The organism is Paracoccus marcusii (assembly GCF_006151785.1).
Lineage (GTDB): Bacteria > Pseudomonadota > Alphaproteobacteria > Rhodobacterales > Rhodobacteraceae > Paracoccus > Paracoccus marcusii.
Genome location: NZ_VDDD01000019.1, coordinates 1 through 18,742, shown reverse-complemented (window position 1 = coordinate 18,742; position 18,742 = coordinate 1). Strand labels below are relative to the sequence as shown.

Annotated in this window: 31 protein-coding genes; 1 reads left to right on the top strand and 30 read right to left on the bottom strand. The window is 63.9% G+C overall.

All coding sequences use genetic code 11. The features are described 5' to 3' along the window. Positions 1–25: 25 nt before the first annotated feature. From FHD68_RS04995 to rplO, 10 genes are all read right to left on the bottom strand, one after another. Positions 26–1,342 (bottom strand): replication-associated recombination protein A, encoded by a 1,317-nt coding sequence (locus FHD68_RS04995; RefSeq protein ID WP_045982144.1) that lies wholly within the window; start codon positions 1,340–1,342, stop codon positions 26–28. Between the two features lie 63 nt (positions 1,343–1,405). After that, positions 1,406–1,996: an acyl-homoserine-lactone synthase gene (locus FHD68_RS04990; protein ID WP_045982145.1), complete on the bottom strand. Its 591-nt coding sequence runs from the start codon at positions 1,994–1,996 to the stop codon at positions 1,406–1,408. Positions 1,997–2,057: 61 nt separating this feature from the next. After that, positions 2,058–2,669, bottom strand: coding sequence for a helix-turn-helix transcriptional regulator (locus FHD68_RS04985; protein WP_045982146.1), 612 nt, complete (start codon positions 2,667–2,669; stop codon positions 2,058–2,060). A 298-nt stretch (positions 2,670–2,967) separates the two neighbouring features. Continuing rightward, positions 2,968–3,387 (bottom strand): 50S ribosomal protein L17, encoded by a 420-nt coding sequence (rplQ, locus tag FHD68_RS04980; RefSeq protein ID WP_042247916.1) that lies wholly within the window; start codon positions 3,385–3,387, stop codon positions 2,968–2,970. Between the two features lie 108 nt (positions 3,388–3,495). Beyond that, positions 3,496–4,512 carry a DNA-directed RNA polymerase subunit alpha gene (locus FHD68_RS04975; protein ID WP_042247914.1) on the bottom strand — a complete coding sequence of 339 codons (1,017 nt, stop codon included), beginning with the start codon at positions 4,510–4,512 and terminating at the stop codon, positions 3,496–3,498. 114 nt (positions 4,513–4,626) lie between these two features. Further along, positions 4,627–5,016: a 30S ribosomal protein S11 gene (gene rpsK / locus FHD68_RS04970; protein WP_042247912.1), complete on the bottom strand. Its 390-nt coding sequence runs from the start codon at positions 5,014–5,016 to the stop codon at positions 4,627–4,629. Positions 5,017–5,028: 12 nt separating this feature from the next. After that, complete coding sequence (gene rpsM / locus FHD68_RS04965; protein WP_045982147.1) at positions 5,029–5,397, bottom strand: 30S ribosomal protein S13; 369 nt, start codon at positions 5,395–5,397, stop codon at positions 5,029–5,031. A gap of 155 nt (positions 5,398–5,552) precedes the next feature. Next, complete coding sequence (locus FHD68_RS04960) at positions 5,553–6,128, bottom strand: adenylate kinase (RefSeq protein WP_371706120.1); 576 nt, start codon at positions 6,126–6,128, stop codon at positions 5,553–5,555. A gap of 70 nt (positions 6,129–6,198) precedes the next feature. After that, complete coding sequence (gene secY / locus FHD68_RS04955; RefSeq protein ID WP_127897947.1) at positions 6,199–7,569, bottom strand: preprotein translocase subunit SecY; 1,371 nt, start codon at positions 7,567–7,569, stop codon at positions 6,199–6,201. Between the two features lie 110 nt (positions 7,570–7,679). Then, on the bottom strand, positions 7,680–8,159 hold the full coding sequence (rplO, locus tag FHD68_RS04950; RefSeq protein ID WP_045982150.1) for a 50S ribosomal protein L15: 480 nt from the start codon (positions 8,157–8,159) through the stop codon (positions 7,680–7,682). Between the two features lie 233 nt (positions 8,160–8,392). Between rplO and FHD68_RS04945 the strand changes: the two genes are divergently transcribed. Then, on the top strand, positions 8,393–9,019 hold the full coding sequence (locus tag FHD68_RS04945) for a hypothetical protein (RefSeq protein WP_127897946.1): 627 nt from the start codon (positions 8,393–8,395) through the stop codon (positions 9,017–9,019). A 58-nt stretch (positions 9,020–9,077) separates the two neighbouring features. Here FHD68_RS04945 and rpmD read toward each other — a convergent pair whose 3' ends face one another. From rpmD to rpsJ, 20 genes are all read right to left on the bottom strand, one after another. After that, a complete protein-coding gene (gene rpmD / locus FHD68_RS04940) occupies positions 9,078–9,263 on the bottom strand; it encodes a 50S ribosomal protein L30 (protein WP_046000102.1) in 186 nt (61 codons plus the stop codon). A gap of 12 nt (positions 9,264–9,275) precedes the next feature. Next, the gene (gene rpsE / locus FHD68_RS04935) at positions 9,276–9,845 is read right to left on the bottom strand and encodes a 30S ribosomal protein S5 (RefSeq protein ID WP_042247897.1); all 570 of its coding nucleotides are present in this window, start codon (positions 9,843–9,845) and stop codon (positions 9,276–9,278) included. 113 nt (positions 9,846–9,958) lie between these two features. Beyond that, positions 9,959–10,318, bottom strand: a complete 360-nt coding sequence (gene rplR, locus FHD68_RS04930) for a 50S ribosomal protein L18 (RefSeq protein ID WP_045982153.1) — start codon at positions 10,316–10,318, stop codon at positions 9,959–9,961. 12 nt (positions 10,319–10,330) lie between these two features. Next, complete coding sequence (rplF, locus tag FHD68_RS04925) at positions 10,331–10,864, bottom strand: 50S ribosomal protein L6 (RefSeq protein ID WP_045982154.1); 534 nt, start codon at positions 10,862–10,864, stop codon at positions 10,331–10,333. A gap of 10 nt (positions 10,865–10,874) precedes the next feature. Beyond that, the gene (rpsH, locus tag FHD68_RS04920) at positions 10,875–11,267 is read right to left on the bottom strand and encodes a 30S ribosomal protein S8 (RefSeq protein ID WP_045982167.1); all 393 of its coding nucleotides are present in this window, start codon (positions 11,265–11,267) and stop codon (positions 10,875–10,877) included. A gap of 16 nt (positions 11,268–11,283) precedes the next feature. Continuing rightward, positions 11,284–11,589: a 30S ribosomal protein S14 gene (gene rpsN, locus FHD68_RS04915; RefSeq protein WP_042247889.1), complete on the bottom strand. Its 306-nt coding sequence runs from the start codon at positions 11,587–11,589 to the stop codon at positions 11,284–11,286. A gap of 19 nt (positions 11,590–11,608) precedes the next feature. Then, positions 11,609–12,169 carry a 50S ribosomal protein L5 gene (rplE, locus tag FHD68_RS04910; RefSeq protein WP_045982155.1) on the bottom strand — a complete coding sequence of 187 codons (561 nt, stop codon included), beginning with the start codon at positions 12,167–12,169 and terminating at the stop codon, positions 11,609–11,611. Next, positions 12,169–12,474 carry a 50S ribosomal protein L24 gene (gene rplX / locus FHD68_RS04905; protein WP_045982156.1) on the bottom strand — a complete coding sequence of 102 codons (306 nt, stop codon included), beginning with the start codon at positions 12,472–12,474 and terminating at the stop codon, positions 12,169–12,171. Before rplX ends, rplE begins: the two co-directional genes overlap by 1 nt. Further along, positions 12,474–12,842: a 50S ribosomal protein L14 gene (rplN, locus tag FHD68_RS04900; RefSeq protein WP_022708219.1), complete on the bottom strand. Its 369-nt coding sequence runs from the start codon at positions 12,840–12,842 to the stop codon at positions 12,474–12,476. Before rplN ends, rplX begins: the two co-directional genes overlap by 1 nt. Before the next feature lie 77 nt (positions 12,843–12,919). After that, positions 12,920–13,165, bottom strand: coding sequence for a 30S ribosomal protein S17 (rpsQ, locus tag FHD68_RS04895; RefSeq protein ID WP_045982157.1), 246 nt, complete (start codon positions 13,163–13,165; stop codon positions 12,920–12,922). A 12-nt stretch (positions 13,166–13,177) separates the two neighbouring features. Then, a complete protein-coding gene (gene rpmC, locus FHD68_RS04890) occupies positions 13,178–13,384 on the bottom strand; it encodes a 50S ribosomal protein L29 (protein ID WP_045982158.1) in 207 nt (68 codons plus the stop codon). A 192-nt stretch (positions 13,385–13,576) separates the two neighbouring features. Continuing rightward, complete coding sequence (gene rplP, locus FHD68_RS04885) at positions 13,577–13,990, bottom strand: 50S ribosomal protein L16 (RefSeq protein WP_045982159.1); 414 nt, start codon at positions 13,988–13,990, stop codon at positions 13,577–13,579. A gap of 13 nt (positions 13,991–14,003) precedes the next feature. Continuing rightward, complete coding sequence (gene rpsC / locus FHD68_RS04880) at positions 14,004–14,714, bottom strand: 30S ribosomal protein S3 (protein ID WP_045982160.1); 711 nt, start codon at positions 14,712–14,714, stop codon at positions 14,004–14,006. Next, positions 14,714–15,094, bottom strand: a complete 381-nt coding sequence (gene rplV, locus FHD68_RS04875; protein ID WP_042247864.1) for a 50S ribosomal protein L22 — start codon at positions 15,092–15,094, stop codon at positions 14,714–14,716. Before rplV ends, rpsC begins: the two co-directional genes overlap by 1 nt. Positions 15,095–15,099: 5 nt before the next feature. Beyond that, positions 15,100–15,378 (bottom strand): 30S ribosomal protein S19, encoded by a 279-nt coding sequence (gene rpsS, locus FHD68_RS04870; protein WP_045982161.1) that lies wholly within the window; start codon positions 15,376–15,378, stop codon positions 15,100–15,102. 3 nt (positions 15,379–15,381) lie between these two features. After that, complete coding sequence (gene rplB / locus FHD68_RS04865; protein WP_045982162.1) at positions 15,382–16,221, bottom strand: 50S ribosomal protein L2; 840 nt, start codon at positions 16,219–16,221, stop codon at positions 15,382–15,384. Positions 16,222–16,314: 93 nt separating this feature from the next. After that, positions 16,315–16,611, bottom strand: coding sequence for a 50S ribosomal protein L23 (locus FHD68_RS04860; RefSeq protein ID WP_046000098.1), 297 nt, complete (start codon positions 16,609–16,611; stop codon positions 16,315–16,317). After that, a complete protein-coding gene (gene rplD, locus FHD68_RS04855; RefSeq protein ID WP_045982164.1) occupies positions 16,608–17,228 on the bottom strand; it encodes a 50S ribosomal protein L4 in 621 nt (206 codons plus the stop codon). Before rplD ends, FHD68_RS04860 begins: the two co-directional genes overlap by 4 nt. Further along, positions 17,228–18,118: a 50S ribosomal protein L3 gene (gene rplC, locus FHD68_RS04850; protein WP_045982165.1), complete on the bottom strand. Its 891-nt coding sequence runs from the start codon at positions 18,116–18,118 to the stop codon at positions 17,228–17,230. The genes rplD and rplC overlap by 1 nt, the downstream gene beginning before the upstream one ends. An 11-nt stretch (positions 18,119–18,129) precedes the next feature. Next, positions 18,130–18,438, bottom strand: coding sequence for a 30S ribosomal protein S10 (rpsJ, locus tag FHD68_RS04845; protein WP_042247848.1), 309 nt, complete (start codon positions 18,436–18,438; stop codon positions 18,130–18,132). Positions 18,439–18,742: the final 304 nt, after the last annotated feature.

The window sequence follows — 18,742 nt, the reverse complement described above, 5'->3', positions numbered from 1 at the left end:
TCTGTGTGGCCCCGCGCGCGCAAAGTCAACCGCCGCGCTTCAGCCGCTGGCTGACGAACCAGTCCAGGCGGCGTTTCAGCTCGCGTTCGAACCCGCGTTCGACGGGCGTGTAGAGGACTGGGCGCTTCAGCCCGTCGGGGAAATAGTTCTGGCCGCTGAACCCGTCCTCGGCGTCGTGGTCATAGGCATAGCCCGCGCCGTATCCCTGCTCCTTCATCATCTTGGTGGGCGCGTTCAGGATATGGGCGGGGGGCATCAGGCTGCCCGTGCGCCGGGCCTCAGCCCGAGCGTTCTTGTAGGCCGCGTATCCAGCATTCGATTTCGGCGCCAGCGCCAGATAGATGACCGCCTGGCCAAGGGCCAGTTCCCCCTCGGGCGAACCAAGCCGCTCGTACAGCGCCCAGGCATCCAGGCAGTGCCGGGCGGCGGCAGGATCGGCCAGGCCGATATCCTCGATCGCCATGCGCGTGATACGCCGCGCCAGATAGCGCGGGTCCTCTCCCCCCTCCAGCATGCGCGCCAGCCAATACAGCGCGGCGTCCGGGTCACTGCCCCGCACCGACTTGTGCAGGGCCGAGATCAGGTTGAAATGCTCCTCGCCCGACTTGTCGTACTTGGGCGCACGCTTGTTCAGACGTTTCGCCAAGGCGTCGGGATCGACCTTGCCCTCGACCTTCCAGGCGGCCACCTGCTCGATCAGGTTCAGCGCGGCACGGCCGTCGCCATCGGCCATCTCCAGCAGGGTGTCGCGCGCCTGCGCCGTCAGGGGCAGCTTGCGTCCCAGCTCGCGTTCCGCGCGTTGCGCCAGCAGTTCCAGATCCGCCAGCGTCAGACGCTCCAGCACGACGACCTGGGCCCGCGACATGACCGCGGCGTTCAGCTCGAAGGACGGGTTCTCTGTCGTGGCGCCGACCAGAAGGATCGTGCCGTCCTCCATATGCGGCAGAAAGCTGTCCTGCTGCGCCTTGTTGAACCGGTGGATCTCGTCGACGAACAGCAGCGTGGCGCGACCCTGGCTCCGCCGCAGGCGGGCGGCGTCAAAGACCTTCCGCAGGTCGGGCACGCCGGTAAAGATGGCGCTGATCTGCACGAATGCCAGATCTGTCTCGTCCGCCAGCAGGCGGGCGATGGTCGTCTTGCCGACGCCCGGCGGGCCCCACAGGATCAGCGACGACAGGCTGCCCGATGCCAGCATGCTGCCAAGCGGCCCGTCGGGGCCCAGCACCTTCGCCTGACCGATGACCTCGGACAGGCGGGTGGGTCGGATGCGGTCGGCCAGCGGCCTTGCCCCCGTCCCGGACGGGGGGTCTGCCTGCGGTGCGGTATCGAACAGATCTGCCATGACGCGCCCATTCTAGGCATGTCCGGGCAGGCGCGACAGCCCTGTTCGCAGGGCCATCGACGGTCAGTGCATCTTGGTGGCCAAGTCGATCGCCACGCACTGGAACTCGCCGTCGTCGATGAACAGCGGACGCCCCAGGGCGACAGCGGACAGGCCGCAGCGGCCGTACCAGCGCGGCCAGTTCGACCCGGTCAGCGCGATCAGCTTGGTCGCGCCCATGTCACGGGCCGATCCGGTCATCGCCTCGACCATCTTGAAGTGCACCTTGCGCCGGTACATCTGCGGGATGGAGTGGCTGACGAACACGCGTGAGCATTCCCACACATGCGGGTCGACGGGCGCCTTCTCGAACAGCAGGTCCTGGGGAATGCTGCCGCCCAGGATCCCCTCCTGCGCGTCCCGGATCATGTAGGAATAGATGCCGCAGCGCGCGGTCGTCGGGGTCAGGCGGATTCCGGCCAGAACCTCGGTCCGGTCATGGATGGCGATCCAGCGGCTTTGCGGGGTGTCGTACTGGTCGAACTCCATATCCTCGGATTCGGGCAAATCCCAGTTCTTCTGGATAATGAAGCTCTGCTTGCGGGCGCGAAACAGGTTGGCAAACAATTCGCCGTGGTTGTGAAGATTTGAAAAAGAAAGTGTTGTCGTCTGCATCTGATACTCCTGGGGTGTGAGGGCACCCTTCCTCGCCTCGCGGACCCCTTGGGCGACACATCTACAGCAAACGGTATTCCTTGGCCCTCTGCAGCGCCTCGGCGGTCGTCCGCGCCTTCAGGCGTTCCCGGACAGAAATCAACCTTGCCTTGAACGCGCTTTCGGTAATGCCAAGCTTGGCAGCCGCTGCTGCATGACGATCCCCCTCCGCAATGCATCGAAGGGCTTCTTTCTGAGCCTTTGTCAGGCTCGCAGGCGGCTCGGTCATGTCGTGAAGCCGCCGTACCGTGGTCGAGATCTCCTCGATCTCGGCATCGGAAAGTTCGCGATCAGCGCGCGCGAAGGACGCGATGGTGCGCGATGCGATCGGACCGTGGGACACGGTCAGACCGAAGATCAGCCCGTGATCTGCGGCATCCTTGAGGATGTTGAACGGGTCTGGGATCGGCAGCGCGGACCACCGGCAGGCGCCGGTCGTCGAGAACCCCCAGGCGATTGTCGGATCGCGCAGGGCATAGCCGTTCTGGGAATAAAATTCGGACCATTTTTCGTCATAGGTCTGAAACTGCATCAGCGGTGCAGCGAAACGGATATGCAGCCCCACGAAATAGCCGGACAGGGCATGCTTGCCCAGCTTTCGGAGATCTGCATTTATGTCTGCACGAGATGACATGGCTTTTTGGATATGTTGAAATGATTGACGTCAAGGTTCAAACAAGTTGTGACCCATCGAAGTTTCGATTTGGTTAATGTCCTTGGCTTCGCGATAAAATACATCACCCTCCCTCGCGGAATCGGCGCTACGCTCACCAACATTCCGTCCGTGGATGATACATACGCGAAGCCACTCGCGGAAGGTGAAGAATTTTTCGTTCCTCGACGTCAACGCGTTTTGGCTGTGCTAAATTAGCAAACCCCGCCGCAATTTCTTGCGACGGGGTCTAAATCACTGGCCCATCCGGGCTGCGCGATCAGTCTTCGGCAGTGAATTCCGATTCCAGACGCGCACGGTCTGCGGCACCCTTGGCGCTGGTGTCGCGGTCGACCAGTTCGATGATCGCCATCGGCGCCATGTCGCCATAGCGGAAGCCGGCCTTCATGATGCGGACATAGCCGCCCTGACGGTCCTTGTAACGCTCGCCCAGAACGTCGAACAGCTTGGCGACATGCATGTCCTGCTTCAGCTGGGCGTTCGCCTGGCGGCGGGCGTGCAGATCGCCGCGCTTGGCCAGCGTGATCAGCTTCTCGACGATCGGACGCAGTTCCTTGGCTTTCGGCAAGGTGGTCTTGATCTGCTCGTGCTCGATCAGCGAGCCGGACATGTTGGCGAACAGCGCCTTGCGGTGTTCGTGGGTACGGTTGAGGCGGCGATAGCCACGGGCGTGACGCATGATGATCTCCTACAGCGTGTTTTGCTTTGTCCGGCGGCCCATGCGTGCGGGCCGCTCTCCTTGGGGCAGATGCCCGATGGTCAGCGGGGGTCGCCCCCCGCCGTGATCTCAGAACTGGTCGTCGAAACGCTTGGCCAGATCCTCAATGTTTTCCGGCGGCCAGTCGACCACGTCCATGCCCAGATGCAGGCCCATGCCCGACAGCACTTCCTTGATCTCGTTCAAGGACTTGCGGCCGAAGTTCGGGGTCCGCAGCATCTCTGCCTCGGTCTTCTGGATCAGATCGCCGATATAGACGATGTTGTCGTTCTTCAGGCAGTTCGCCGAGCGGACCGACAGCTCCAGCTCGTCGACCTTCTTCAGCAGGCGCGGATCAAATTCCAAGCCATCGTCGCTGTCCTGGCGGTTCGCGGCTTCCGGCTCGTCGAAGTTGACGAACACGGACAGCTGGTCCTGAACGATGCGCGCGGCATAGGCCACGGCGTCTTCCGGCGTCAGCGACCCGTCGGTCTCGATCTTCATGGTCAGCTTGTCATAGTCCAGCACCTGCCCCTCACGGGTGGGCTGCACCTCATAGCTGACGCGCTTGACCGGAGAAAAGATCGCGTCGATCGGGATCAGGCCGATGGGAGCATCCTCGGGACGGTTCTTGTCGGCAGCGACATAGCCCTTGCCCGTCTGCACGGTCAGTTCCATGTTCAACTCGGCGCCGTCATCCAGATGGCAGATGACGTGGTCACGGTTCAGAACCGTGATGCCGGCCGTTTCCTGGATGTCGCTGGCCTTAACCTCGCCCGGACCCTTGGCGGACAGCGTCAGGCGCTTGGGGCCTTCGACGTCCATCTTGAGCGTGACGCCTTTCAGGTTCAGCACGATGTCGGTCACGTCCTCGCGGACGCCGGCGACGCTGCTGAACTCGTGCAGAACGTTGTCGATCTGCACGGCCGTGATGGCACCGCCCTGCAGCGAGGACATCAGCACCCGGCGCAGCGCGTTGCCAAGCGTCAGGCCGAAGCCCCGCTCCAGCGGCTCGGCGACCAGGGTGGCCGTGCGGGTCGCGTCGGCGCCCGGCTTGACGACCAGCTGGGTCGGCTTGATCAGTTCGGCCCAATTCTTGTGGATCATGGATTTTCCTCCATACTTGCTTCCTGCCCATGACCGTGGCCGGAAACGCCCGAGGTGAAATGCGAAAGTCCGGCCCATGCGCGGACGCACGGGCCGGTCAATGATGATCCAGGATCAGACGCGACGGCGCTTGGGCGGGCGGCAGCCGTTATGCGCGATCGGCGTCACGTCACGGATGGCCGTGATGTTGAAGCCGGCAGCGGCCAGCGCGCGCAGAGCCGATTCGCGGCCCGAACCGGGGCCCTGGACTTCGACGTCCAGCGTGCGGACGCCGTGTTCCTGCGCCTTGCGGCCGGCATCTTCGGCAGCCATCTGGGCGGCGTACGGGGTCGATTTGCGCGAACCCTTGAAGCCCATCGTGCCGGCCGAGGACCAAGCGATGGCGTTGCCCTGGACGTCCGAGATCAGGATCTTGGTGTTGTTGAAGCTGGAGTTCACATGCGCAACGCCGGTGGCGATGTTCTTGCGTTCCTTGCGCTTCATGCGGGTCTTGTCACGTGCCATGTCGCTTGCCCCTTATTTCTTCTTGCCGGCGATCGGCTTGGCCGGGCCCTTGCGGGTGCGCGCATTGGTATGCGTGCGCTGACCGCGGACCGGAAGGCCGCGACGGTGGCGAAGACCGCGATACGAGCCCAGGTCCATCATGCGCTTGATGTTCATCTGGACTTCGCGGCGCAGGTCGCCCTCGACGGTCAGGTTGGCATCGATGTATTCGCGGATGGCCAAGACTTCTGCGTCCGACAGATCGTTGATGCGGCGCGACGTGTCGATGCCAGTCGCTTCGCAGATCTGAGCGGCGTACAGGTCGCCGATGCCGTGGATATAGGTCAGAGCGATGGGGACGCGTTTCCCCGTCGGAATGTTGACGCCAGCAATACGAGCCACGCGTTTTCCTTTTCAGTTGCGGTTCCGTAACGCCGGAACCTTTTTTCACAACGCAAGGCCCGAAAGCTGTGCCTCCGGGCCAAATCGATGGTCCACCCGCGATCCGGGTGATTCTCTTGCGAGATGACGTGAACTAGCGGCAGATCGCCGCGTCGTCAAGCAGGCAGCTTTGCCGCGATCTGGGCGGCGACCTGCTCCATCGGTGCCATGCCGTCGACGGTTTGCAGGTTGCCCTTGGCGTAGTAGTAGCCCAAGAGCGGCGCGGTCTTCTTGTAGTATTCGCGCAGGCGGTCGGCAAAGACCTCGGGGGTGTCGTCGCGGCGCACCGGCTGGCCGGCGGCACGCGATTCCTCGGCGCGCTTGACGATCCGTCCGACCAGGGCCTCGTCGTCGACCTGCAGTTCGATCACCGCGTCCAGTGCCATGCCGGATTCGGCCAGAAGGCGCCCCAAGGCATCCGCCTGCGCCAGCGTCCGGGGGAAGCCGTCGAAGATGAAGCCCTTGCCGCCCTTCTCAAGCTGCTCGCGGATCAGGCCGATGACGATCTCGTCCGTGACCAATTCGCCCCGGTCCATGACCTCGGCGACGCGACGGCCCATCTCGGTTCCCGACGACCGGGCGGCACGCAGCATGTCCCCGGTGGACAGCTGGACAAGGCCCTTGTCGGCCACAAGGCGGCCGGCTTGGGTTCCCTTGCCGGCACCCGGCGGCCCCAACAGGATGATGTTGATGGTCATGGCGTCTGTCCCCCTCAGGTGGCCATTGATGCGGCCTTGTCGTGTCGTCGGTACGGTCGCGCCCTCAGCGGCGCGACGGCAGGCGGCGCGGCTTGGCGGTGCCCGGCTTGCGCTTGCCGCGCAGCTGGGATTTCTCGATCAGCCCCTCGTACTGGTGCGCCAGCAGGTGGCTCTGAACCTGGTTGATCGTGTCCATCGTCACCGACACCACGATCAGGACCGAGGTTCCGCCCAGATAGACCGGGATCGAGAACTGGTCCCGCAGGATCTCTGGCATCAGGCAGACCAGTGCCAGATAGGCAGAGCCGATCACCAGCAGGCGGTTCACCACGTAATCCAAATAGTCCTGGGTCCGCTTGCCCGGACGCATGCCCGGAATGAAGCCGCCCTGGTTCTTCAGATTCTCGGCCACGTCATCGGTCTTGAACGAGACGTTCTGCGTGTAGAAATACGTGAAGAACACGATCATCGCCGCGAAGAACAGCAGATAGAGCGGCTGGCCGGGCCCGAAATAGGCCAGGATCACCGACATGATCGGACCGGTCTCGTTCCCCGAGAAGGTCGAGATGGTGATCGGCAGCAGCAGCAGTGAGCTGGCGAAGATCGCCGGGATCACGCCCGCGGGGTTGACCTTGACCGGCAGGTGGCTGGTCTGGCCGTCATAGACCTTCATGCCGACCTGGCGCCGGGGATACTGGATGCGGATCTTGCGCAGCGCGCGTTCCATGAACACCACGAAGGCGATGATCGCCACCAGCATCACGATCACGAACAGGATCACCGGGGTCGAGATAGCGCCCGTGCGGCCCTGCTGGAAGAAGGTGGCCAGCGCGGCCGGGATCTCGGCCAGGATGCCCACGAAGATGATCAGCGAGATGCCGTTACCGACGCCGCGTGCGGTGATCTGTTCGCCCAGCCACATCAGGAACATGGTTCCGCCGACCAGGGTGATGACCACCGATGCCTGGAAGAACAGGCCGGGTTCATGCGCCAGGCCGCCGGCCTCCAGGCTGCGTGCCAGGCCGTATGCCTGGAACAACGCCAGCGCCACGGTGCCGTAGCGGGTGTACTGGTTGATCTTCTTGCGGCCGGTCTCGCCTTCCTTCTTCAGCTGCTCCAGCGACGGGACCATCGAGGTCAGCAGCTGCACGATGATCGAGGCCGAGATGTAGGGCATGATGCCGAGGGCAAAGACACCCATCCGGCCAAGCGCGCCGCCGGTGAACATGGACAGCATGCCGCCGATGCCCGTCGAGGCCTGCTCCATGAAGTTGCGCAGCGCCGCGCCGTCGATGCCGGGCACCGGAATATAGGTGCCGATGCGGTACATGATCAGCACGCCGATCGTGAACCAGATCCGCTGGCGAAGTTCCGTGGCCTTGCCGAGCTGCCCCCAGGAGAGGTTCGCGGCCATCTGTTCTGCGGCTGACGCCATGCTGTTTATGTCCCGTGTCATGACAGCGCCGCCGACCCGTTTTCGCGGGGACCGGCGGCGCCTGAAAACCTAGATGCTATCTATGGGGCAGGAAAGCCCCCTTCAACAGCTTATTCGGCCGCCGCGTCGCGCGCTGCCGGCAGGTTGACCTTGCCGCCCGCCTTCTCGACCGCGTCGATCGCGGCTTTCGAGGCACCGGTGACGGTGATGGTCATGCCCGACTTCAGCTCGCCGGTGGCCAGCAGACGGATGCCGTCCAGCTTGCGGCGGACCAGACCCGATGCGACCAGCGCGTCTTCGGTCAGCTCTGCCTTGCCGTCGATCTTGCCCGCATCGATGAAACCCTGGATCTGGCCCAGGTTCACGACGGCGAACGACTTTGCGTTCGGCTTGCTGAAGCCGCGCTTGGGCAGGCGGCGGTACAGCGGCATCTGGCCGCCTTCGTATCCGCCCAGGGCGACGCCCGAACGCGACTTCTGGCCCTTGATACCCCGGCCGGCGGTCTTGCCCTTGCCCGAGCCCGGACCACGCGCAACGCGCTTCTTCGAGCGGTTCGCGCCATCATTGTCGCGGATTTCATGCAGTTTCATGTCGCTTCTCCTTGCCGGACACTCCCTCGAAGCGAAACAGGGGGCCACGGCTTTTCTTGCTTGTTGAATCACTGTGCCATTGAGCACCGGGGCCCTATACGCGCAATGCCTGCATCTTTCAAGCGATCCCGCCACAGGGGCCGCGCCAATCGCGCCCGACACCATCTTGTGTCTTGAGTGGCGCGCCCCCCTGCCCCACGCATGGGCCATCCCCGATACTACCGGAAGTTGCCATGCCCCGCCTTGCCCTGATCCCCGTCCTTGCCCTGCTCTCCGCCCTGCCGGCCGCGCCCGTCGCCGCGCAGGAGGCAGAGCCGACCTTCTGCACCGCCCGTATCAATGACCGCGATGTCGTCATGGGCTATGACAAGGCCGAGGCGCGGCTGTCGGATACCTATTCGCGCCGCGAACAGCTCGCCACCCGCATCGGGCGCCACGACTGCCCCAGCTATGTCGTCCTGCGCAGTCTAACGCCCGAACTGACGGACGAGGAACGCCTGCCCTTCTGCCTCCGCTTCGACAAGGCCAGCGAATCGGTGATGGGCTATGACCTGGGGGCGCGGGATGCCTGGGGCGTCTGCCGCAGCCAGACCCGCGCCGTCTGCCGCCGCGTGAACCAGACGACCGCCGCCGCAGGGGCGCTGTCGGGTGCCGCGGCCCGACGGTCCGTGCAGGGGCTGCAGGCGCTGCCCGATGCGTCCGGGGCGGTGATCCTCAGCGGCGCGGGCACGGCGGTGTCCGGGGCCCTGGCCTCGCTTGGCGGTGCGGCAGCGGCGGTCGCGGCCTCTCCGGTGCTACTGACCGGGGCTGCGGTATCGGTCGTGGCGGTGGGCGGCACGCTCTATGCCTGCCGCGAATAGCGCTGAAACGCAAAACGCCCCGCAATGGCGGGGCGTTCCACTGTCCTGACCGCGGGGATCAGGCCTTTTCTTCGATGATCGCCACCAGATGCGGGATCTTGTTGACCATGCCGCGCACGGAGGGGGTATCCTCCAGCTCGCGGGTGCGGTTCATCTTGTTCAGGCCCAGGCCCTTCAGGGTGGCCAGCTGGTCCTTGGGGCGGCGGATCGGCGATCCGATCTGCTTGACGACGATGGTTGCCATGCGTCTTGCTCCTTACGCTTCGACAGCGGCGTCAGCCGGCTTGTCGTTCGAGGGCAGGATGTCGGCCACTTTCTTGCCGCGACGGGTCGCGACGCTGCGCGGGCTCGACTCTTTCTTCAGACCGTCCAGGGTGGCGCGGATCATGTTGTAGGGGTTCTGCGACCCCTGCGACTTGGCCACGACGTCCTGCACGCCCAGCATCTCGAACACGGCGCGCATCGGGCCGCCTGCGATGATGCCGGTACCGGCGACGGCCGTGCGCATGATGACCTTGCCGGCGCCATGACGACCTTCGATGTCGTGGTGCAGGGTACGGCCGTCACGCAGCGGGACGCGGATCAGGCCGCGCTTGGCCTGCTCGGTCGCCTTGCGGATCGCCTCGGGGACCTCTTTGGCCTTGCCCTTGCCGAAACCGACGCGGCCGCGTTGGTCACCGACGACGACGAGTGCCGCAAAGCCAAAGCGCTTGCCGCCCTTGACCGTCTTGGACACGCGGTTGATGGCAACCAGGCGGTCCTGGAATTCCGGGTTCTCTTCGCGGTCGTTGCGACCGCCCCGGCGGTTGTTGTCACGTTCTGCCATGAGGCATTCCTTGTACGCGGGCGCGCGCGGCGCCGGTTGTGTCGATCCCGGTGAACGGATGTTCCCGGATCATCGGGACGGCGCCGCCACTGGGGCATGCGCCGTCCGCAGGATCAGAACTTCAGACCACCTTCACGGGCGGCGTCGGCCAGAGCCTTGACCTTGCCGTGGAAGATGAAGCCGCCGCGGTCGAACACGACTTCTTCCACGCCGGCGGCTTTCGCACGCTCGGCGATGGTCGAACCGATCTTGGCCGCAGCCTCGACGTTGTTCTTGCCGATCAGGCCCAGGTCCTTCTCCAGCGTGCTGGCCGAAGCCAGGGTCACGCCCTTCAGATCGTCGATCACCTGCACGAAGATGTTCTTCGAGGACCGGTGGATCGACATCCGCGGACGGCCGTTCGACATCGCCCGCAGCTTGTTCCGAACGCGCAGGCGGCGCTTCTGGAACAGCTCTTGCTTTTTCAGTGCCATTTCATGCGCCCCTTACTTCTTCTTGCCTTCCTTGCGGAACACGAACTCGCCCTTGTAGCGGATACCCTTGCCCTTGTAGGGCTCGGGCTTGCGCCACTCGCGGATGTTCGCTGCGACCTGGCCAACAAGCTGCTGGTCAATGCCTTCCACAACGATTTCGGTCTGCTTCGGAGACGACACCGTGACGCCTTCCGGCACCTCGAAGATCACGTCATGCGAGTAGCCCAGAGCCAACTTCAGGTCCTTGCCCTGCATGTTGGCGCGGTAACCCACACCCTGGATCTCCAGCTCCTTCTTGAACCCGGTGGACACGCCCACGGTCAGGTTCTCGATCATCGAGCGGGTCATCCCCCACTGCTGGCGCGCACGCTTGGACGTACCGCGGGGCTTGACCGCGACGGAGCCATCTTCCAGCACCAGATCCACATCATCGGTCGCCGTGAAATGACGGGTGCCCTTCGGCCCCTTCACTTCGATGGTCTGACCCTTGATCTCGGCCGTCACGCCCTTGGGCAGTTCGACCGGCTTCTTACCAATACGAGACATTCTGCCCTCCTTAGAACACGGTGCAGAGGACTTCGCCGCCAACATTGGCATTGCGAGCCGCTGCATCCGACATGACGCCCTTGGGAGTCGAGACGATCGAGACGCCCAGACCCTGACGGACCTGCGGGATTTCCTTGGACCCGGCATAGACCCGGCGACCCGGCTTCGACACGCGCGACAGTTCCCGGATGACCGGGGTTCCGTCGTGGTACTTCAGCCCGATTTCCAGCTCTTTGTGGCCCTCGGTGGTGGTCACTTCCTCGTAGCCGCGGATGTAACCTTCGTTCTTCAGCACGTCCAGAACCCAGGCACGCAGCTTGGAGGCGGGGGTGCGGACGGTCGATTTGCCGCGCATCTGCGCATTGCGGATGCGGGTCAGCATATCGCCGAGAGGATCGTTCATCATGGTATGTGCCCCCTTACCAGCTGGACTTGACCAGGCCGGGGATCTGACCGTGCGAGCCGAGCTCGCGCAGCATGATCCGCGACAGTTTCAGTTTGCGGTAATACGCATGCGGACGACCGGTCAGTTGGCACCGGTTGTGCAGGCGCGTCGCCGACGAGTTGCGCGGCAGTTCGGCCAGCTTCAGCGTGGCCTTGAACCGCTCTTCCATCGGGCGGGACTGGTCCTTGATGACCTCGTTCAGTTCAGCACGCTTTGCAGCGTATTGCTTGACCAGACGTGCGCGCTTGTTCTCGCGCTCGATCATGGATTTCTTTGCCATATCTTCTTTCCCTCCGCGATCAGCTGGTGAACGGCATGTTGAAATGCTTCAACAGCGACTTCGCTTCCGCGTCGGTCGTCGCGGTGGTGCAGATGATGATGTCCATCCCCAGAACTTCGTCGACCTTGTCGAAGTTGATTTCCGGGAAAACGATGTGCTCTTTCAGGCCCATCGCATAGTTGCCGCGGCCGTCGAACGACGTCGGCTTCACGCCGCGGAAGTCGCGGACGCGGGGCAGCGCGATGTTGATCAGGCGGTCCAGGAATTCGTACATGCGGTCGCCGCGCAGGGTCACCTTGCAGCCAAGCGGCATCTCCTCACGCACGCGGAAGCCGGCGATCGACTTCTTGGCATAGGTGATGATGGCCTTCTGACCGGCGATCAGCGACAGCTCGTCGGCCGCCTGCTTGACCTTCTTGGTGTCCTTGACGGCTTCGCCGACACCCATGTTCAGGACGATCTTGTCCAGACGCGGGATCTGCATGTCGTTCTTGTAGCTGAACTCTTCCTTCAGCGCGGCCTTGATGGTGTCGGTGAACACCGCGCGCAGGCGGGGCGTGTACTTGGCGTCGTCCAGCATCAGATCACGTCTCCCGTGGTCTTGGCAAAGCGGACCTTGCCGCCGTCTTCCATGCGGAAGCCGACGCGGGTTGCCTTGCCGTTCTTGTCCATCAGCGACAGGTTCGACAGGTCGATCGGCATGGCCTTCGACACGCGGCCGCCCTGGCTGTTCTGGGACTGCTTGGTGTGGCGGATGGCGACGTTCACGCCGTCCACGATGGCCTTGTTGTCCTTGGGCATGACAGCGGTGATCTCACCCTGCTTGCCCTTGTCCTTGCCGGCCAGCACGACGACCTTGTCGCCCTTCTTCAGCTTGGCAGCCATCACAGCACCTCCGGTGCAAGCGAGATGATCTTCATGAAGTTCTTCGCACGCAGCTCGCGCACGACCGGCCCGAAGATACGGGTGCCGACCGGTTCGCCCTGGTTGTTCAGGATGACGGCGGCGTTGCGGTCGAAGCGGATCGAGGTTCCGTCTTCGCGATTCACTTCCTTGGCGGTGCGAACGACGACGGCCTTGCGGACGTCACCCTTCTTCACCCGGCCCCGGGGGATGGCTTCCTTCACGGACACGACAATGATGTCGCCCACCGACGCATAGCGACGGTGCGAACCACCCAGGACCTTGATGCACTGAACCCGGCGAGCGCCCGAGTTATCAGCAACATCCAGATTGGTCTGCATCTGGATCATTTGGTTTCTCCCGACCTTTGGGGACCGCCGACTGCGGCCCCAGGGTTTCGATCATTTCTGATCTGTAATGATGGACTTCAGGCGTTGACCGCTTCGTCCGTCAGGACAGTCCAGCGTTTCGTCTTCGAGATCGGGGCGCATTCGACGATGCGAACGGTGTCCCCGATCTTGAACTGGTTCTGCGCGTCATGCGCGCGGTATTTCTTCGACGAGCGCACGATCTTGTGCAGCACGGGATGCTTGAAGCGGCGCTCGACCAGGACGGTGATCGTCTGTTCGTTCTTGTCGCTGGTGACGCGGCCTTGCAGGATACGTTTGGGCATGGGCCGGGCTCCTTAGTTCGAGGCCGCGGCTTCGGCCGCTTTCTGGTTCAGAATCGTCTTCACGCGAGCCACGTCGCGACGGACGGTGCGCATCCGTGCGGTGCTTTCCAGCTGACCGGTCGCCTGCTGAAAGCGCAGGTTGAAGGCCTCTTTCTTCAGCGCAACCAGCTGATCCTTCAGCTGGTCGGGCGTCTTAGACTTCAGTTCGGTGGCGTCCATGACGCGTCTTCCTTTCAACATCACCGGAGAGCCCCTGTCGCCAGGGCCACCCTGATTCCGGTGGAGTTTCGTGATGAAGGCCTGCGCATACAGGCTGAACGCCCGTTTGGCAAGCCCGTTTGCGGGAAAAGGCAGGGGCCCCGCCGATCGCTCGGCGGGGCCCCCTTTCGCGCTGGCCCGGCGGGCCGACGCTTACCAGTCTTCGCGTGCGACGATGCGGGTCAGAACCGGCAGCTTCATCGCGCCGAGGCGCAGGGCCTCGCGGGCGATGGTGTCGTTCACGCCGTCGATCTCGAACATGATCCGGCCGGGATGCACCCGGGCCGCCCAGAAGTCGACGGAACCCTTGCCCTTACCCATCCGGACCTCGGTGGGCTTGGACGACACCGGGACGTCCGGGAAAATCCGGATCCAGACCCGGCCCTGACGCTTCATGTGACGGGTGATCGCGCGGCGGGCCGCCTCGATCTGGCGCGCGGTGACGCGCTCCGGTTCGGTTGCCTTCAGGGCGAACGAGCCAAAGTTCAGGTCGAAACCGCCCTTTGCCTCGCCGTGGATACGGCCCTTGTGCTGTTTGCGGAACTTGGTCCGTTTCGGTTGCAGCATTGTTTTCTACTCCTTACCGGGCGTCGCGGCGCGGACCACGGGGGGCCGGACCTTCCTGGGCCTCGGCAGCGCGGCGATCATGGGCCTGGGGATCATGTTCCATGATCTCGCCCTTGAAGATCCACACCTTCACGCCGATGATCCCGTACGGGGTCGTGGCTTCGCAGAGTGCATAGTCGATGTCGGCCCGCAGGGTGTGCAGGGGCACGCGGCCCTCGCGATACCACTCGGTCCGTGCGATCTCGGCGCCGCCCAGACGGCCGGCGACGTTCACGCGGATGCCCAGGGCGCCCATGCGCATCGCGTTCTGGACCGAACGCTTCATCGCACGGCGGAACGACACGCGACGCTCCAGCTGCTGAGCGATCGACTCGGCGACCAGTTGCGCATCGACGTCGGGCTTGCGCACTTCGACGATGTTCAGGTGCAGTTCGCTGTCGGTGAAGTTCGCCAGCTTCTTGCGCAGGGTCTCGATGTCCGCACCCTTCTTGCCGATGATGACACCGGGACGCGCTGCGTGAATGGTCACGCGGCACTTCTTGTGGGGGCGCTCGATGATGACGCGGCTGATGCCGGCCTGCTTGGCTTCGGTGCGGATGAAGTCCCGGATCTTCAGGTCTTCAAGCAGCAGATTGCCATAGTCCTTGTCGTCGGCGTACCAGCGGCTGTCCCAGGTGCGGTTGACCTGGAGGCGCATGCCGATCGGATTGACCTTCTGACCCATTACGCTTGCTCCTCGACTTGGCGCACCTTGATGGTGATTTCCGAAAACGGCTTCATGATCTTGCCGAAGCGGCCACGTGCCCGCGGACGGCCACGCTTCATCACCAGGTTCTTGCCGACCCAGGCCTCGGCGACGACCAGGTTGTCGACGTCCAGACCGTGGTTGTTCTCGGCGTTCGCGATGGCGGACTGAAGGCACTTCTTCACGTCGCCGGCGATGCGCTTGTGCGAGAAGGTCAGGTCGGCCAGAGCCTTGTCGACCTTCTTGCCGCGGATCAGCTGAGCCACCAGGTTCAGCTTCTGCGGCGAGGTGCGAAGCATCTTCGTCTTGGCGAAGGCCTCGTTCTCCGCCACGCGGCGCGGATTGTTTTCCTTACCCATGACGATTACTTCCTCTTGGCTTTCTTGTCCGCGGCGTGCCCGTAATAGGTGCGCGTGGGCGAATATTCACCGAATTTCTGACCGATCATCTCTTCGCTGACGTTCACGGGGATGTGCTTGTGCCCGTTGTAGACGGCAAAGGTCAGGCCGACGAATTGCGGCAGGATGGTCGAGCGACGCGACCAGATCTTGATGACGTCGGATTTCCCCGACTCACGGGCCTTCTCGGCTTTCTTGAGCACATAGGCGTCAACAAAGGGGCCTTTCCAAACAGAACGTGCCATAGGTCAGCGCCCCTTCTTCTTCGCGTGACGCGAACGCAAGATGTACTTGTCGGTCGCCTTGTTGCTGCGGGTCTTCTTGCCCTTGGTGTCCTTACCCCAGGGCGTGACCGGCGTGCGGCCACCCGAGGTGCGGCCCTCACCACCACCATGCGGGTGGTCGATCGGGTTCATGGCGACACCGCGGACGCTCGGGCGGATGCCCTTGTGGCGGTTGCGGCCGGCCTTGCCGAGGTTCTGGTTCGAATGGTCGGCATTCGACACGGCGCCGATGGTCGCCATGCATTCCTGACGGACCAGGCGCAGCTCGCCCGAGGACAGGCGGATCTGGGCATAGCCGCCGTCACGACCCACGAACTGGGCATAGGTGCCAGCCGAACGCGCGATCTGGCCGCCCTTGCCGGGCTTCAGCTCGACGTTGTGGACGATCGTGCCGATGGGCATGCCGCTGAAGGGCATGGCGTTGCCCGGCTTCACGTCGACTTTGGAACCCGCCACGACCTTGTCGCCGATGGCCAGACGCTGCGGTGCCAGGATATAGGTCTGCTCGCCGTCTTCGTACTTGATCAGCGCGATGAAGGCGGTGCGGTTGGGATCGTACTCAATCCGCTCGACCGTGCCGGCCATGTCGAACTTGGTGCGCTTGAAATCGACGATGCGATACAGGCGTTTCGCGCCGCCGCCTTGGCGCCGCATGGTGATCCGTCCGGTGTTGTTCCGGCCGCCTTTCTTGGTCAGACCCTCGGTGAGGCTCTTGACCGGGCGACCTTTCCAAAGCTCCGAACGGTCGATCAGAACCAGCCCACGCTGGCCAGGCGTCGTCGGTTTGTACGACTTCAATGCCATCTTTCTGTCTTCCGTTGCTTTGGACCAGGGTGGTCCGTTTCAGTCAATTGCGGCGGCCCCGGAATGCCGGGGCCGCCAGATCGCGTCCGGTTATCAGAGACCGGTCGAAACGTCGATGGTGCTGCCGGCTTCCAGCGTCACATAGGCCTTCTTGACGTCGCTGCGACGACCCAGCTGGCCGCGGAAGCGCTTCTGCTTGCCCTTGGTGATGGTGGTGTTGACCGCCTTCACCTTGACACCGAACAGGGCCTCGACGGCCTGCTTGATCTGCGGCTTGTTCGAGTCCTTGGCGACCTGGAACACGACGCCGTTGTTCTCGGACGTCATGGTGGCCTTCTCGGTGATGATCGGCTTGACGATCACGTCGTAATGTTCTGCTTTCGCGCTCATTTCAGACGAGCCTCCAGAGCTTCGACACCGGCGCGCGTGATGACCAGGGTATCACGCTTGAGGATGTCATACACGTTGGCACCCATCGACGGCAGGATGTCCACGCCTTCGATGTTGCGGGCGGCACGGGCGAAGTTCTCGTTCACTTCGGCACCGTCGATCACCAGCACGCGCTTCCAGCCGTTCTCACGGACGGCCTTGGCGACGGCTGCGGTCTTGGCATCGGCGAGGTTCAGATCCTCGATGATCACCAGTTCACCCGCGGTGGCCTTCGCCGACAGCGCGTGACGCAGACCCAGGGCACGGACCTTCTTGGGCAGATCGAAGGCGTGCGACCGCGGGGTCGGACCCTTGTAGACGCCGCCGTGACGGAAGGTCGGCGCCTTGCGGGAGCCGTGGCGTGCGCCGCCGGTGCCCTTCTGGCGATAGATCTTCTTGGTCGAGTAGCTGACGTCCGACTTGCCCAGCACCGAGTGGGTGCCGGCCTGTGCCTTGGCGCGCTGCCAACGCACGACGCGCTGCAGGATGTCGCCGCGCGGCTCCAGCCCGAAGATGTCGTCGGCCAGATCGATCGACCCGGCTGCGCCGGAATCCAGCTTGATCACATCAAGTTTCATCACTTGTCTCCTTCCGGCGCGTCGTCATTGGAGGCCGGCTCTTCCGCGTTGGGATCGGCAGCGTCCTTGTCCGACTTGATCGAGGCTTCGGCCTCGGCCAGGGCGGCGGCTTCCTGCTCGGCGGCCAGACGGGCGGCCTCCTCACGGGCGGCTTCTTCCTCGGCGGCGGCGGCGGCGGCGGCTTCCTCAGCCAGGCGCGCGGCTTCGCGGGCGGCGGACCGCAGGGCGGCCGGATAGATCAGGTTCTCGGGCGTCGCCTTCTTCACGGCGTCCTTGACGGTGACCCAGCCACCCTTCGAGCCCGGAACCGAGCCCTTGACCATGATCAGGCCGCGCTCGGAATCCGTGCGGACGACCTGCAGGTTCTGCGTGGTGACGCGGACGGCACCCAGGTGACCTGCCATCTTCTTGCCCTTGAACACCTTGCCGGGGTCCTGGCACTGGCCGGTCGAACCGTGCGAACGGTGGCTGACGGACACGCCGTGCGACGCGCGCAGACCGCCGAAGTTGTGGCGCTTCATGGCGCCCGCAAAGCCCTTACCGATCGAGATGCCGGCGATGTCCACATACTGACCCGAGAAGTAGTGGTCAGCCGTGATCTCCTCACCGACGTTGATCAGGTTCTCTTCCGCAACGCGGAATTCCACGATCTTGCGCTTGGGCGCGACCGAGGCCTTGGCAAAGTGACCGCGCATCGCTGCGGTCGTGCGCTTTGCTTTCGCCTCGCCGGCGCCCAGCTGGACGGCGGTATAGCCATCGGTCGCGGCGGTGCGCTGCGCGATGACCTGCAGGCCGTCCAGTTGCAGGACGGTGACGGGAACCTGACGGCCGTCCTCGAGGAACAGACGGGTCATGCCCAGTTTCTTGGCGATGATACCAGTACGCAACATGATCTGCCTCCTCAGACTTTGATCTCGACGTCCACGCCGGCGGCGAGGTCGAGCTTCATGAGGGCGTCAACGGTCTGCGGGGTCGGATCGACGATGTCCAGCAGACGCTTGTGCGTGCGGATTTCCCACTGGTCGCGCGACTTCTTGTCGATGTGCGGACCGCGCAGGACGGTGAATTTCTCGATCTTGTTCGGCAGCGGGATCGGGCCGCGGACGGTCGCGCCGGTGCGCTTGGCCGTGTTGACGATTTCCTGGGTGCTGGCGTCCAGCACGCGGTAATCAAAGGCCTTCAGCCGGATCCGGATATTCTGGCTTTGCATAAAGACATCCCTCTTGCGGGGAGTTCCAGTCGAGAGGCTGACGGCGCACCACGCGGCGCCAGCATCGGACCGTACGAAAAAAACGCAGGCCGCCCACGATGAGGCGGCCACGCGCAAAACCGACGATTCTTCGCGAACCGGCAGCGTTGCGGTCCTATGCCGCAAATCGGCCTGCCCGTCAAGCGCCACGGGCCGCATGAAAAAGGCCACCCCGAAGGGTGGCCTTTCCCGCAGCATTCCTTGGCCCGTTCGGGCCCTGGATCACTTGATGATCTTGGAGACGACGCCTGCGCCGACGGTGCGG